This is a genomic window from Calditrichia bacterium (assembly GCA_020634975.1).
In the GTDB taxonomy this organism is placed as follows: domain Bacteria; phylum Calditrichota; class Calditrichia; order RBG-13-44-9; family J075; genus JACKAQ01.
The window spans coordinates 1,314,507-1,327,766 of sequence record JACKAQ010000001.1 but is presented as its reverse complement, the minus strand read 5'-3'; the positions used below and the strand labels follow the sequence as shown (position 1 = coordinate 1,327,766).

Sequence of the window (13,260 nt, the reverse complement as noted above, 5' to 3'; positions counted from 1 at the left end):
ATCAGCCACCCAACAGGGTAAGCGTTTCGGAGCTTGTGCAATTGGCAGTGAAAATGGAAGTTGCTTTCGTTCTTCCGATCTCCGGAACCCAGAACTGGATAGACATTAATTCGGTTTGGAGTCCGGCAATGGCTGAAAGAACGTTAACCCTAACCACATCACCACATCTCCACTCCGGCGAGAGTGTTCCCAAAATCATGCGCCAGGTTATTTGGGCGCTCATTCCGGTCATCGGCGCTGCTGTATATTTTTTCGGATTGCGAGCGCTGTTGCTTTTAGTGGTTTGTTCCGGTGCCTCTTTGCTTGCCGAACATATTTGTCAGAAATTGCGCAGACGAGCAACAACTGTTGGGGATGGCAGTGCCCTGATTACTGGCATTTTACTGGCATTGATCCTGCCGCCGGCAATACCTTTATGGACAGCCGCGCTGGGTGCTGTGGTTGCCATTGTTATGGGAAAAATAATCTTTGGTGGATTGGGACACAATAAGTTTAATCCTGCCCTGGTTGGCAGAGCATTTCTGCAGGCGGCATTTCCGGTGTTGATGACCACCTGGTCTCTTCCCGGGCAAAAATTTCTGTCTTTACAAATAGACGCCGTTTCTCAGGCAACTCCCTTAGCTGCCATGAAATTTCAACATCAACTCAGCGAATATTCAAATTTGTTTTGGGGCAACATCAGCGGTTCCCTGGGGGAGACATCCGTATTTGCTATTCTCCTCGGTGGTTTGTATTTGGTAGTTAAAAAAATTGCCGACTGGCGGATTATCGCCGGCATCTTTGGTAGTTCTATTGTATTTAGCAGCGTTCTATGGCAATTAAATCCCGCTCAATATGTCGATCCCATGTTTCATTTATTTTCAGGTGGTTTTATGTTGGGGACTTTTTTTATGGCCACTGATATGATTGCTTCCCCAACGACGCCCCGTGGAAGATGGATATACGGTCTCGGCATTGGATCGCTTATCATATTGATCCGTACTTTTAGCGGCTTGCCGGAAGGGGTAATGTATGCCATTTTGTTGATGAACGCCATATCCCCGCTCATTGAACGCTACACCCAACCACTCAAGTATGGCCATGTGAAACCAAATTAAAACGGGCAACATGATGAAAGATCAGGTCAAAACAAGTTTGTTTTTGATAACGATCGGGGTGATTTCTGCAATATCGATTACTTACATGGCTCAGTACGCCTACCCCATTATCGAAAAAAATCGTGAAGCAGCGCTCCGCCAGGCCATTCTGACCGTTTTGCCGGGCGCAAATCGCTATGAAACCCTTGACGAAAAAAACAACATTTACCGGGGCTTGAACGAAAATAATGAGATTGCTGGGTACGCTTTTGTTGGAAAAGGCGGTGGCTACCAGGGTATCATCCAGATAATCATCGGGGTCTCACGGGACTGGCAAAGGTTAACCACAATTGCCATCCTGGAAAACGTGGAAACCCCGGGGCTGGGAGCGGAAATTGCCTCCAAAGAATTCCGCAGCCAATTCGCAAATTTACCGGCAGAGATCCCAATAGAATACATTCTGAACAAACTGCCGGAAAAGCCGAACCAAATTCAGGCTATTACCGGCGCAACCATTTCAACACGCGCTGTGGTGAACATCATTAACAACACCATAAAAGAAGTAAAATCAAAAATCAGACAGGCAACGCCATGATCGAGCATAGTATCAAACCAAAAGTTTCCGGAAAATTCACCGTTTTTTATCGAGGCCTTTGGAGGGAAAACCCGGTGTTGCGACAGCTTTTGGGCATGTGCCCCACTCTGGCGGTTACCAATTCTGCCATCAATGGACTTTCCATGGGGTTAGCGACGGCTTTTACAGTGGTCGCATCTGGTATAGTAATCTCAACTTTTCGAAGAGCGTTCTCACGCGAAACCCGGATTGTGAGCTTTACGCTCATCATTGCCACTTTTGTGACGATCGCCGATCTTTTACTGGCAGCGCAATTCCCCGAAATCAGTAAAAATCTCGGCCCTTACGTCCCGTTGATCGTGGTGAATTGTTTAATCCTGGGCCGGCAAGAAGCGTTTACCTCCAAAAATCCGGTAGGGCTGTCATTGTTGGATACACTGGGCGCTGGTTTGGGATTCACCTGGGTACTGGTAGTACTGGGGAGTATTCGGGAGTTTCTGGGCTCTGGTTCGATATTTGAATATCAATTACTGGGTTCCTGGTTTGAACCCTGGGTGATTATGGTTTTGCCCGCTGGTGCTTTTATTACGCTCGGCTTTTTAATTGCTCTGGCCAATTATATTTCTCAAACCCGTGCAGAAGCACACTGCAAGTGAATGCGTTTTTTTTGATGGATAATTGGGATAAGAGTGGAGATGGATTAACAAAATTTTATGTGCAGGAGTAAGGGGATAGAGTATCGAAATTTTAGATACACTATCCTGCAGAAAAACCTATTGCTCAGGATGTTGGAAAACTTGTCTGAAAAATATCAAAGGGAGCCTTAAGATGGAAGCAAAACTGATCTTGATTTTGATCGGAGCAGTTCTGACAAACAACTTTGTACTTTCTTATTTTTTGGGAATCTGCCCCTTCCTTGGCGTTTCCAATCGATTGAATTCAGCGGTGGGGATGGGATTAGCCACCACCTTTGTGATGACCGTTACCGCCGCAGTCACCTGGATCGTTTATCACAAAGTTTTACATCCTTACGGTGTGGAATACCTGGAATATGTTTCCTTTGTAATGGTAATTGCTGCCCAGGTGCAAATTGTGGAAATGTTCTTGCATAAATTTGTGAAATCCCTTTACCGCTCTCTGGGGATATTTCTTCCTTTAATTACCACAAATTGTGCCATTCTGGGTCTTGCCCTGTTTATGGTATTGAGAGAATACAGTTTTATAGAGGCGGTTGTATTTGGATTGGGCGCCGGGATCGGTTTTACCTTAGCCTTGGTCATTATGGCTGGTCTTCGAGAAGAACTGGAGTTTGCTGATGTACCGGAACCGTTCAAAGGCGGCCCCATTACCCTGATTATTGCTGGCATTTTGGCGCTAGCGTTTATGGGGTTCGGTGGAATGATTGCTCAGTAAGAAAGCTAAAAACCTCATATACTTCCCGTTGTAATTTAAGAATATTCTACACCTGTATTGTTGAATATTCTTAATATTTTCGCAATTCCATAGTTCAGCCTGTATATAAAAAAACATAATTGCATGTTTTACAGATACTTAGAGTGGTGTGATTTTTCTGGCATAAAACTTGACCTTTCTATAGCAGAGGAAAGAAGTCTTTTACCGACTGAGATTTAAAAGGAGATTATCATGCACGAATCATATGACTACGGCATCTGGTCAATGGTCATTTTCAACGTGATCCTTTTCGGAGCGTTTGTGCTGGGATTTCTTCGACCTAAAAAGAAATACGAATGGCGAACCCTCGGGGTATTCGCCGCCTTTATTATCGCTCTCTTTACCGAGATGTATGGATTTCCGTTGACCATCTATTTTCTCATTTCCCTTTTCGGTGACAAATTGGGCATAGTAGATCCCTTTCAGCACGTCAACGGCCACCTGTTAGGTTCGCTGTTCGGTGCACCGGAATGGATCAAATTGATCATTTGCCAAATAGGTGGATTCGTTATGTTAATTGGGTTGATTATGATGGGAAAAGGCTGGAGAAAAATCCATGAGGCAAAGGGCGAATTGGTCACGGATGGCATTTATGCTTATATGCGCCATCCCCAATACTCCGGCCTCTTTCTCATCACGATTGGCATGCTCATCCAGTGGCCGACGCTGATTACTCTGATCATGTGGCCAGTTCTCATGTATGCATACTATCGGCTGGCCATGCGGGAAGAAAGAGCTGTGGAAACGCAGTTTGGCGAGACCTATCAGCAATACCGGGAAAGCGTTCCCGCTTTTATCCCCCGGGTTAACAGGCACGACAAATCCGATTTACTATCTAAAAACCCGGCAAAGGAAGTGCAATGATGAATGATCGTCGTGTACACATCATCGGTGCAGGGCCGGCCGGTTTGGTAGCCGCCATTAACCTGGCACGTGATAACTATGAAGTCATCGTACATGAGCAGAAAGAAGATGTCGGGTGGCGGTTCAACGGTGATTTTCAGGGCATCGAAAACTGGTCATCCGAAGAAGACGCCCTCGATTTTTTAAACACTATCGGTGTGTTTGTCAATTTCCGTTGCGAAGCTTGCCGCAACTTAGATTTTTATGGTCCGAATTTACATAAGGTGAGGTTCAAAACGGAACGTCCTCTTTTTTACTTAATCGAAAGAGGAGTCATGGAATGGTCGCTCGACCAGGGGCTTAAACGCCAGGCGTTAGCCGAGGGCGTCAAATTTAAGTGGAATGATAAACTACAGACCCTACCCTCAGGCTGGGTCATTGTGGGAACCGGGCCGAAAGCGGCGGATGCTATCGCCAAAGGCATCGTCTTTCAGACCTCCCACCCCGATATGTGTGTCGGTTTTCTGGATAATCGCATAGCTCCCAAAGCCTATGCCTATCTATTGGTAAATAACCATAAAGCAACATTTGCAACCTGTCTTTTTGAAAATTTTCATAATGAGCGCCCCTATTTCGCTCAGGCTTTACAAATTTTACAGAAAACGGTCAATCTCGATATTAAGGAGCCGCAGGAATTTGGAGGGTATGTCAATTTTTTTCTCAAGCCTTCCGCTGTTAAACACGGTCGGATTCTCTATGTGGGTGAAAACGCCGGTTTTCAGGACGCGCTATGGGGATTTGGATTGCGATATGCTATGCTTTCCGGCTACCTGGCGGCCGTGAGTATCAAAACGGGACTGTTTTATGACAATCTCTGCAAACAGCACATCAAGCCACATTTGGAAACTTCACTGGCAAATCGCTGGTTGTTTGCTCATTTGGGAAATTGGGGTTACAATCGCTTATTGAACCACGCCCAAAAAGAAGCCGATGTGCTGGCCGCTTTGCGAACACACTTCCAGCCGACCTGGGTAAAATTGCTACTATTCCAGGTCGCCAGACGGTGGTATAGAACCCGTTTGTTAGATAAACAATGCATGCACCAGGATTGCAACTGCGTCTGGTGCCGGCACGGCAAGGATGTTCATCAAGACCAATTAAATTGTTTGATTCATAAAAATTATGAGGTGCAATCATGAACCGAATTCAACCCTATCCCGTTGCCCTGGCGCTCACGTTTATTTTTTCGGTTTTATACCTGGTCTGTGTAGTATTTCATCTGATAGTGCCGGAAGGTGGTCTTACGATGAAACAAGGATGGGAGTGGCTACTACCCGGTTTTCAGTGGCTGACACCCGGTAGCTTTGTGGTGGGATGGTTGGAAATCATTCTGGGGAGTTTTTATGTCGCTTATATAGCCACCCCGCTCTACAATTTTTTTATTCAAAAATTTGCACCGCAAAAAGGAGATAATGTCATGAACACATTTCGTTTTAAACCGGTTGCCCTGGCGTTAACTGGCTTTGGGCTGATTACTTACATCCTGTGCATCGGCTTCGATCTGATTTTTCCGCAATGGGCGATGTATAAATTCTGGGAAATCCTCCTGCCGGGATTCAACTGGATTAGCTGGGGCAGTTTTTTTATCGGCGCGCTGGGTATTATCGTTTACGGACTGTATATCGCAGCCGTGTTCGTCCCCATTTACAACTACTTCCAAAAAGGCACTTACCCGGAGATGAAATAAGATGGCTGACAACTACATTTGGTTTACGTGGTCACTCGGATTAGTGGTAATCTGGTTAATAGTATTCACAACATACCGGAAAGCGCGCAAACGAATGTTGGGGGCCAGCTTGTTGACAATGCCCTTTGGGCTAACCGAACCGCTGTTTGTGCCGGAATATTGGCACCCCCCGTCTCTGTTCGACTTGGCGCATCGAACCGGCTTTGACATTGAAAGCCTTATTTTTTGTTTTGGCATTGGCGGACTGGGAGTGGTTTTATACGATCTCATATTTAAAATTGATCACGAAAAAATGGGCGCGGAAGAGGTTCACCACCCACGACACCGCTTTCATATTTGGACTTTAATGGCGCCAGTTCTCATTTTTCCACTCTTATATTTTTTAACGAGTTGGAACGTCATCTACGATGCAACGCTTTCCATGTTTTTGGCCGGTTTAGCTGCTTTGTGGTGCCGCCCGGATCTCAAAGCCAAAATCTGGGTAAGTGGTGTACTATTTCTGGTCTTTTATGCGGTGTATTTTCTTTCGTTGGCATTAATTGCTCCAGGGTATGTGGAAAAAGTGTGGACCTTATCTGCAATATCAGGTATCGAAATGATCGGGATTCCTATAGAGGAACTGCTGTTTGCGTTTACTTTTGGAATGCTTTGGTCCAGCTATTACGAGCACCTGACCTGGCAGAAAATAAAATCACAACCACTTCATCATTCAAAAGCAAATACCGGCCAATAAAGATTTGGGGGATCAATGGACCACGAACGACAAAAACCGGAGCTAACCGGAAAAAAATCACGCCGGTCATTTTTGAATGTCATACTCGGCAGTAGTTTATTTGGGTTTATCACCGCCTTGATTTACCCTATTGGTAAATTTTTAATCCCCCCACGGGATAGTGGAGAAGCAACGCCTAATTCAATTATTGCCGGGAAATTAGATGAACTGAATCCCGATAGTTTCAAAATCATAAAATTTGGCAGACAACCGGTTATTCTGATCAGAATCGATACTGGTGAGCTGAGAGCATTCAGCTCTATTTGCACCCATCTGGATTGTATTGTTAAATATCGCAGTGATTTTAAACATATTTGGTGCGCTTGTCATAATGGACATTATGATCTCAATGGTATTAATATTGCCGGTCCGCCACCACGCCCATTAGCAACATTTAAAGTTTATGTCTCTGCTGGGAAAATTTTTATTTCGAAGGAACCATCCTCAGTCTGAAAAACATGATTGCTGAAAGCGAGGCTACCGCCATGATAGAATCTGTATTTACCATTATTTTCGTTGCTATATTTATGTTTATCCTGTTCTTAACCAATCGCAATCGTTTAGGTAGTTGCAGCAGTTGTTATACCCACTGCAAACTGAAGGAGCTTCATGAAAAACAAGGGCTTAGTAAAGACAAAGCTGTGGGTCAGTTTTAAGTTTTTTGATGATCAAGCAACAACATAGGAGAATATCAAAATGAAACCATCCAGAGAGTTCCATCATATTTTGATTATGGTATTGAGCTGTTTGCTGCCGTTGTTTCTCATTTTTATTCTGGTCTCCAACGGCACGGCTGTTAATCTCGTTTTCTTCTGGTTGGCAATCTTTATATGTTGCCTGGTGATGTTATATTTTATGGATTATGCCCCTCTAACAGACGAAACAGAGGCATCAGAGGAACAAATCGTTAAACCGGATCGCAAAATCGATTCATCCATCGTTCAGGACATTACCGATATTTTTAAGCCCCTGACCCACTATCGGGTGCATGGACAATTGGTTGTGGAAGGGCGATTGCTGGAAGCCTCGGAAGGTGCCTATCAAAAACTCAAGGACCGGTTCGCACCCCAAAACTTGACTCCGGTGCTTCAGGAAGATGACGCCGGCAGGGTTCTGCTGACGTTCACTACACAGGGTGTGCTAACCTCAGATGAATCCAAACGCTTCCCGTGGCTCAATTTTGTGTTATTTATCCTCACTTTAATCACTACAACTTGGGCTGGTGCCGCACACCAAGGCATAGATTTGCTGAAGGATCCGCAAAATTTTGTTGCTGGGCTACCGTATTCTCTGGCGTTAATGCTCATTCTCGGCGCGCATGAACTGGGGCACTATTTTACTGCACGGGCGCACGGTATGAAAGTGACACTGCCTTATTTTATACCCATTCCATTTGCCCTGGGAACGTTCGGCGCGTTCATTCAGATGAAATCACCCACTGAAAATCGCCGAGCCCTTTTTGATGTAGGTATTTCCGGCCCTATTATCGGATTAATTTTTGCGATACCGGCGTTGCTCATCGGGTTACAATATTCCACCGTGGTTTCCGGCGCTGCCGAAACGGATTTGCTCCATGGCGGAGCGGATATTGGTTCGTCTATGTTGCTGGCTGTAATCACCAAAATGGCGCTGGGTGAAGCAGTTACAGAAGGGCACCGGCTGGTGCTACATCCCCTGGCGTTTTCAGGCTGGCTGGGGTTGTTGGTCACAGCGTTGAATCTGCTACCCATCGGACAACTCGATGGCGGACACATCGCCCATGCCTTATTTGGCAGAAAGAAAGGCGATGCCATTGGGCAAGTGGCTTTATTCTCATTATTTTTACTCGGATTGTTTGTCTGGAGTGGCTTTCTGGTATGGGCCATTATCGTCTTTTTTATTGCCGGTACAAAAAGCGCACCACCCCTCAACGACGTTAGTCCACTGGATAGAAGCCGAGTGGCATTGGGTGCTGTGGCGTTTGTCTTGTTGATTTTGATTCTCATTCCAGTGCCGCACGCGCTTTATCAAACGATGGGCATCCATTGCCCTTATGTATAGCTACTCATATTACATAAAAAAGGTGTTCTCCCATGTTTAAAATACTGGTTGTTGAAGATGACCCCGCTCAGCGGATGCTATTTGAAATGGAGATTTCTGAGATGGGTTTTACTACTATTATAGCCAGAGACGGTGTGGAAGCCATAGATGAATTCCATCGGAATCAACCTGACCTGGTGATACTGGATTTGCAATTGCCCCATCAAGATGGACTCATTGCATTGCGTAACCTGCTGAGTGTCAATCCCACGATACCGGTGATAATTCATACCGCTTATACCCGTTATAAGCATACTGATCTTAGTTGTGCCGCTGAGGCATATATCATTAAATCATCGAATCTTGAGGAACTAAAAAACACCGTCAAAAGAATCCTCAAAATTAGAATAAAGGCATAATGTTTTCCAAAAACAAAGTCGCTGATAAAATGAAGACACTGTATAAAAGCAATATTTTTGTAAAAATACTCCCTGTGATTGTCGCATCCTCTTTTGCAATATTCTGGGCTATTATTTATGTATCTTTTATGAAACTCCACAGGATGCCAACCATGTTTGATCAACAGTTTCCATTTTTTCTTGCCACGCTTCTGGGTGTACACAATGAATCGATGCCTGTAGTGAGCGGAATTCTCTTTGCTATGCTGGATGCGGGAATTTTTGGCCTCGTGTTTGGGTGGGTGTTCCGTTCCATTTTGAAAGGAGTCGTTAACAGTGCATCAAAGTAAACTCACAACATATATAGTAAAAATAGAGAAACTTTAATGCTAACCCTTTTGTGCCATAGCAGTAAAATTCACACCTTCCTCTTGGTGGGCTGCTTGCTTTTGATTCGCCCTCTGGCTGCCCAAAGCCCCATTGATAATCAGCCAGACAGCAGCAAATGCTGGAAATGTATCAAAGATATAAGTCAAAAACGTTCCCCAGCATTCCGGATGTTTCTGTTGAGGAATACCTGGCGTTGAAAAAACAAGAAAAGATAATTCTGCTTGATGTTCGGGAGTTCCGTGAACAACAAGTTTCGATTATTCAGGGCGATCACTAAAGAGGAATCGAGAGAAAATTCGGTTCGATATAAAAACGATATGATTGTGCTCTACTGCACCATTGGCTATCGTAGCGGCATATACACACGAAAACTCCTGAAAAGGAATTTCCAGGCTTTTAATTTGATTGGCGGCGTGCTGGCCTGGGCTCATGCCGGGCAACTCTTCGCCGGATTGGATGGGGAAACCAAAAAGGTTCATATATACGGCAAGAAATGGAATTTGCTGCCCCAGGGGTATGAAGCGGTTTGGTAACCTCTCCGAAAATTTGTGAAAAGTTGTCACGATAACTTACAAAACGACTTGGTTTCTCATGAAACATCACAACCAACCTCTTGAGTCTTTCCGAATTCGCACCTGGTTTGGTCTGAAAGTCGTGATCGAAGTTGGAAATAGCTTTTGGCATAAGACCGGTATCGGCTCATTTGCAATCCCTCACCCACCACTGGTCAATGGGCTGCTGAGATTGCAATTACCGCCTTCTGAAAAAAAAAAACGGTTAAGTGTGATTCATGAATTTGCTCATTGGCAAACGCTACCGGTAGTCCTCCTCTCTACACACCAATCATGATTATGCTCCTGTTTAGAATTCAACCCACTTTTATTGCCTGGATAATCGTTCTTGTCAGCATTCTTGCTTTCTGGGAAATTATTTCCGAGATCTACACAATATATCATGCCACCTGAGTGATGTCCGGTTAAGTTTTTGCATATGGTTTTGATTCATGTATAGACTCAGATGTCGGGCTTCTTCCACCAAGGAAGTTAGCATTTCTGATTTCATTTTGAATTTGAATACGTAGCTGGCGAACACGTTTGATAGAGACTTTTTTCATTATATTGGTTATGACAATAAATTGCAAGGAGTAGATAGGTAATCAACCCGGCAAGGATCTGAATCATCAGACCGTGATAGCTTCTGGAGATGAGATGATAAACTTTGAGATGTTGTTTCCACCATTTAAAGAAATCTTCTATGCGCCATCTCAGGCGGTAAATTTCAGCAACTTGCTCTGCCGACAGATCATAGCGATTGGTGGCGATCCAATATATTTTGCCTTTGACCCGGTAGCCAATGAGTCGAATCGGTCGTTCTGTTTGGTTTAGATATTCAGATCCCAGCAATACCATTGCATCAAAGAAAACAATGCTGTCAGATTGGGGTTGGTTATTGTTAATAATGACTTTACGCGTATTGGCTTTAATGCGACAGACAAACTGTTTGCCCTCGGTTTGCCAGCGATCAAAATTCTGATGATGCTGGTAATAGCGATCCATAACCGCTGTTTGTCCTGGTTGAAGAATTGAGTCCACAAAGGGGCGTTCATCGGCTTTGCCATTGGTCAAAAAGATCTTGCTGGGGATAGCGCGATTGACATCAAACCCCAAATGCACCTTGGCTTTTTTGGCACCATCCCGATAGTCAGCCCAGGTCATAGATAAAACCGCATCAATTAAAGAGCCGTCAATGGCCACCAGATCGCCCAGTTCTTTAAAATCTTTGGGAATCATGTGACTGGCTTGTTGCTGCAGCGCCTGATAAACCGATAGGAACTGTTCCAATCCCCGGTTATTAAGAATTTCGAAGAAAGTGCTATTCTTCATTCCATCAGGCGGCGCAATCTCACTTCGGGCAAACGCGTCTTCTTGCAAAATTTGAAGCAGATGCCGCCCGGAAGTATGTTCTTCCAGATGAAAAAAGATGAGAGATTTCAACATATGCTCAAAAGTAACTTCCAATGGTTTATTCCCGCGAGATTTAAAGGGTGATACCGTCATTAAAATTGCTTGCAACGGCTTTAACAATTCAGCAAACGATGGCGTATCAAATCGCCGTGAATTCGGATAAAATGTTTGGGCATGTCGTGAAATACCAGTGGTTAAATATATACGAATAATTTAGGGTAGATAAATCACGACAAATTTTAACTCATATGCAAATTCCTAACCGGACATTACTGATGCCGGCCCGCTTTATGCGCTGTATTACCGGGAAATTTCGCTGCTACCACGCTTGCTATTTTGGGTCATCATGTCTGCATTTTTGATTGGTGGATGGGTAATGCTGTGGCTATAAAAGAGGGCTTAATGGAGTGGTTTTCAGGAATTTTGCCCGTTAGTTTTGTGAAGACCGAAATGAAGTAGTAAGCTATTCAGCTATAAAAAGATCTATCCAACTGTTAATAACAGATTTGATGAACAACTCCGTCAACCGCTGAAGAATATTCTACACCTAATCGTTGAATATTCTAAAAAAGTGAATAGATTTTCTGTCCTCCGTTTTTGCATTCAACCGACCAACCGATTGTTTTATTTGAAGTTATCGCCACTTTCTGTTTTATGGCACACGACTTGATTTAGTTTACAATTGTAACTGAATTAAGAAAAAAAGAAAGGATAAAAACGATGCATGGAATCGATGGTTTTTTTGGAAGTGGATGGATGATGTTTCTTTGGTGGGCATTGATTATTTTCGGCGTCATTACCCTGGCCAAATGGATGTTTGCACCAAAGACAACGATTCCAAATAATGATATTCCGTTGGAAATCCTGAAACGGCGCTATGCCAAAGGTGCAATATCCCCGGAAGAATACCAAAAACTTAAACATGACCTTAATGAATAAAACAATTATGAAAGGAGATTTCTCATGAAGCAATTATTGATCACTGTGGTATTGATCGGCATTGTTGCATAATTCAGATTAAACACGGATATTCTTGGCCATCATATTAACACAGGTGATATCCCATGGCAGCAAAGAAATCCTATAGAGTATCCAACTGGTCGTCCTATAACCGTTCCTTGATCGAACGTGGCAGCTTGACAATTTGGTTTAATGAAGCAGCGATCAAAAATGGAATGCGATTGATAAGACCGGTAAACGTGGTCGCCCGGGCACTTATTCTGATATTGCCATTGAAACGGCGTTGAGCCTGCGGGCATTTTCAAGTTGCCGCTGCGGGCGACTCAGGGATTGGTCGGTTCCATGATTACGTTGATGAATCTGCCTTTGAAAAACCCGGATTACAATGCGCTTTGCCGTCGCCAACTGAGCCTGGAGGTTCAACTGCCACGCACTCATAGTGGGCAATCGCTTCACGTAGTGGTTGATGCTACCGGGCTGAAGATCTTTGGCGAGGAGAGTGGAAAATACGACAACATGGCTATAGCAAAAGACGCACCTGGAGAAAATTGCATGGCCATTGACGAAGGTAGTAGTGAAATATTGGTTTCGATTTTTACCGAAGCCGATGGTGGCGATGGCGAACAACTGCCAGAGATGTTGAATTCGATCGAAGAGCCGATTGCACAGGTAAGCGGTGACGGTGCTTACGATAGTTGGGATAACCACGAGGCGATCGCGGAGCGGGGAGCAAAGGCAACGATACCACCTCGAAAAGGGAGTCGCATCAGACAACATGGAAACACTGCAAAAGCGACGTTGCCCAGGGATGAAATTCTCAGAGCGATAAGGAAAATGGGCAAGGCAGCCTGGAAGAAAACCAGCGGTTATCACCGTCGCAGCATTGCCGAAAATGTCATATACCGATTGAAAACCCTCTTTGGAGACAGCTTGAGCAACCGGCTGTTTGAGCATCAGGCAACTGAGGCTTTTATTCGCTGCTCGGTATTGAACAAAATGACGCATTTGGGAATGCCTAAAAGTTATATGGTGAACGACTGATCCGCGCGATGGCGGCAAGGTAGA

Annotated in this window: 16 protein-coding genes and 1 pseudogene; 15 read left to right on the top strand and 2 right to left on the bottom strand. The window is 44.4% G+C overall.

The window, feature by feature from the left end; translation table 11 throughout:
* Nucleotides 1-128 precede the first annotated feature (128 nt).
* The 12 genes from H6629_05380 to H6629_05325 all read left to right on the top strand — a co-directional run bounded on the left by H6629_05380 (nucleotide 129) and on the right by H6629_05325 (nucleotide 9,231).
* Entirely contained in the window at nucleotides 129-1,097 is a 969-nt protein-coding gene (locus H6629_05380; protein MCB9067222.1) for an RnfABCDGE type electron transport complex subunit D, read from the top strand.
* A gap of 10 nt (nucleotides 1,098-1,107) precedes the next feature.
* Nucleotides 1,108-1,671, top strand: a complete 564-nt coding sequence (locus tag H6629_05375) for an FMN-binding protein (protein MCB9067221.1) — start codon at nucleotides 1,108-1,110, stop codon at nucleotides 1,669-1,671.
* Complete coding sequence (locus H6629_05370) at nucleotides 1,668-2,306, top strand: electron transport complex subunit E (GenBank protein MCB9067220.1); 639 nt, start codon at nucleotides 1,668-1,670, stop codon at nucleotides 2,304-2,306. The genes H6629_05375 and H6629_05370 overlap by 4 nt, the downstream gene beginning before the upstream one ends.
* A gap of 172 nt (nucleotides 2,307-2,478) precedes the next feature.
* Nucleotides 2,479-3,063, top strand: coding sequence for an electron transport complex subunit RsxA (rsxA, locus tag H6629_05365; GenBank protein ID MCB9067219.1), 585 nt, complete (start codon nucleotides 2,479-2,481; stop codon nucleotides 3,061-3,063).
* A 231-nt stretch (nucleotides 3,064-3,294) separates the two neighbouring features.
* Nucleotides 3,295-3,966 (top strand): isoprenylcysteine carboxylmethyltransferase family protein, encoded by a 672-nt coding sequence (locus H6629_05360; protein ID MCB9067218.1) that lies wholly within the window; start codon nucleotides 3,295-3,297, stop codon nucleotides 3,964-3,966.
* The gene (locus tag H6629_05355; GenBank protein MCB9067217.1) at nucleotides 3,966-5,144 is read left to right on the top strand and encodes an NAD(P)/FAD-dependent oxidoreductase; all 1,179 of its coding nucleotides are present in this window, start codon (nucleotides 3,966-3,968) and stop codon (nucleotides 5,142-5,144) included. The genes H6629_05360 and H6629_05355 overlap by 1 nt, the downstream gene beginning before the upstream one ends.
* Before the next feature lie 278 nt (nucleotides 5,145-5,422).
* Entirely contained in the window at nucleotides 5,423-5,692 is a 270-nt protein-coding gene (locus tag H6629_05350; protein MCB9067216.1) for a hypothetical protein, read from the top strand.
* A 1-nt stretch (nucleotide 5,693) separates the two neighbouring features.
* A complete protein-coding gene (locus tag H6629_05345; GenBank protein ID MCB9067215.1) occupies nucleotides 5,694-6,425 on the top strand; it encodes a hypothetical protein in 732 nt (243 codons plus the stop codon).
* Nucleotides 6,426-6,440: 15 nt separating this feature from the next.
* Complete coding sequence (locus H6629_05340; GenBank protein MCB9067214.1) at nucleotides 6,441-6,917, top strand: Rieske 2Fe-2S domain-containing protein; 477 nt, start codon at nucleotides 6,441-6,443, stop codon at nucleotides 6,915-6,917.
* A gap of 243 nt (nucleotides 6,918-7,160) precedes the next feature.
* A complete protein-coding gene (locus tag H6629_05335; GenBank protein ID MCB9067213.1) occupies nucleotides 7,161-8,504 on the top strand; it encodes a site-2 protease family protein in 1,344 nt (447 codons plus the stop codon).
* 32 nt (nucleotides 8,505-8,536) lie between these two features.
* Nucleotides 8,537-8,902, top strand: coding sequence for a response regulator (locus H6629_05330; GenBank protein MCB9067212.1), 366 nt, complete (start codon nucleotides 8,537-8,539; stop codon nucleotides 8,900-8,902).
* A 29-nt stretch (nucleotides 8,903-8,931) separates the two neighbouring features.
* On the top strand, nucleotides 8,932-9,231 hold the full coding sequence (locus tag H6629_05325; protein ID MCB9067211.1) for a hypothetical protein: 300 nt from the start codon (nucleotides 8,932-8,934) through the stop codon (nucleotides 9,229-9,231).
* 39 nt (nucleotides 9,232-9,270) lie between these two features.
* Here H6629_05325 and H6629_05320 read toward each other — a convergent pair whose 3' ends face one another.
* On the bottom strand, nucleotides 9,271-9,417 hold the full coding sequence (locus tag H6629_05320; GenBank protein MCB9067210.1) for a hypothetical protein: 147 nt from the start codon (nucleotides 9,415-9,417) through the stop codon (nucleotides 9,271-9,273).
* A gap of 93 nt (nucleotides 9,418-9,510) precedes the next feature.
* On the opposite strand from H6629_05320, the gene H6629_05315 reads away from it, so the two are divergent.
* Nucleotides 9,511-9,804 (top strand): rhodanese-like domain-containing protein, encoded by a 294-nt coding sequence (locus tag H6629_05315; protein ID MCB9067209.1) that lies wholly within the window; start codon nucleotides 9,511-9,513, stop codon nucleotides 9,802-9,804.
* 525 nt (nucleotides 9,805-10,329) lie between these two features.
* Here the strand turns inward: H6629_05315 and H6629_05310 are convergent.
* A complete protein-coding gene (locus H6629_05310; protein ID MCB9067208.1) occupies nucleotides 10,330-11,289 on the bottom strand; it encodes an IS4 family transposase in 960 nt (319 codons plus the stop codon).
* Between the two features lie 666 nt (nucleotides 11,290-11,955).
* Here H6629_05310 and H6629_05305 point away from each other — a divergent pair.
* Both H6629_05305 and H6629_05300 read left to right on the top strand, forming a co-directional pair.
* On the top strand, nucleotides 11,956-12,174 hold the full coding sequence (locus tag H6629_05305; GenBank protein MCB9067207.1) for an SHOCT domain-containing protein: 219 nt from the start codon (nucleotides 11,956-11,958) through the stop codon (nucleotides 12,172-12,174).
* Nucleotides 12,175-12,299: 125 nt separating this feature from the next.
* Nucleotides 12,300-13,236, top strand: a pseudogene (locus H6629_05300) (IS5 family transposase).
* Nucleotides 13,237-13,260: the final 24 nt, after the last annotated feature.

Excerpts from the sequence above, each read along its gene's own strand:
- H6629_05380 (MCB9067222.1), top strand. The coding sequence starts at position 129 with ATGGCTGAAAGAACGTTAACCCTAACCACATCACCACATCTCCACTCC.
- H6629_05375 (MCB9067221.1), top strand. The coding sequence starts at position 1,108 with ATGATGAAAGATCAGGTCAAAACAAGTTTGTTTTTGATAACGATCGGG.
- H6629_05370 (MCB9067220.1), top strand. The coding sequence starts at position 1,668 with ATGATCGAGCATAGTATCAAACCAAAAGTTTCCGGAAAATTCACCGTT.
- rsxA (MCB9067219.1), top strand. The coding sequence starts at position 2,479 with ATGGAAGCAAAACTGATCTTGATTTTGATCGGAGCAGTTCTGACAAAC.
- H6629_05360 (MCB9067218.1), top strand. The coding sequence starts at position 3,295 with ATGCACGAATCATATGACTACGGCATCTGGTCAATGGTCATTTTCAAC.
- H6629_05355 (MCB9067217.1), top strand. The coding sequence starts at position 3,966 with ATGAATGATCGTCGTGTACACATCATCGGTGCAGGGCCGGCCGGTTTG.
- H6629_05350 (MCB9067216.1), top strand. The coding sequence starts at position 5,423 with ATGAACACATTTCGTTTTAAACCGGTTGCCCTGGCGTTAACTGGCTTT.
- H6629_05345 (MCB9067215.1), top strand. The coding sequence starts at position 5,694 with ATGGCTGACAACTACATTTGGTTTACGTGGTCACTCGGATTAGTGGTA.
- H6629_05340 (MCB9067214.1), top strand. The coding sequence starts at position 6,441 with ATGGACCACGAACGACAAAAACCGGAGCTAACCGGAAAAAAATCACGC.
- H6629_05335 (MCB9067213.1), top strand. The coding sequence starts at position 7,161 with ATGAAACCATCCAGAGAGTTCCATCATATTTTGATTATGGTATTGAGC.
- H6629_05330 (MCB9067212.1), top strand. The coding sequence starts at position 8,537 with ATGTTTAAAATACTGGTTGTTGAAGATGACCCCGCTCAGCGGATGCTA.
- H6629_05325 (MCB9067211.1), top strand. The coding sequence starts at position 8,932 with ATGAAGACACTGTATAAAAGCAATATTTTTGTAAAAATACTCCCTGTG.
- H6629_05305 (MCB9067207.1), top strand. The coding sequence starts at position 11,956 with ATGCATGGAATCGATGGTTTTTTTGGAAGTGGATGGATGATGTTTCTT.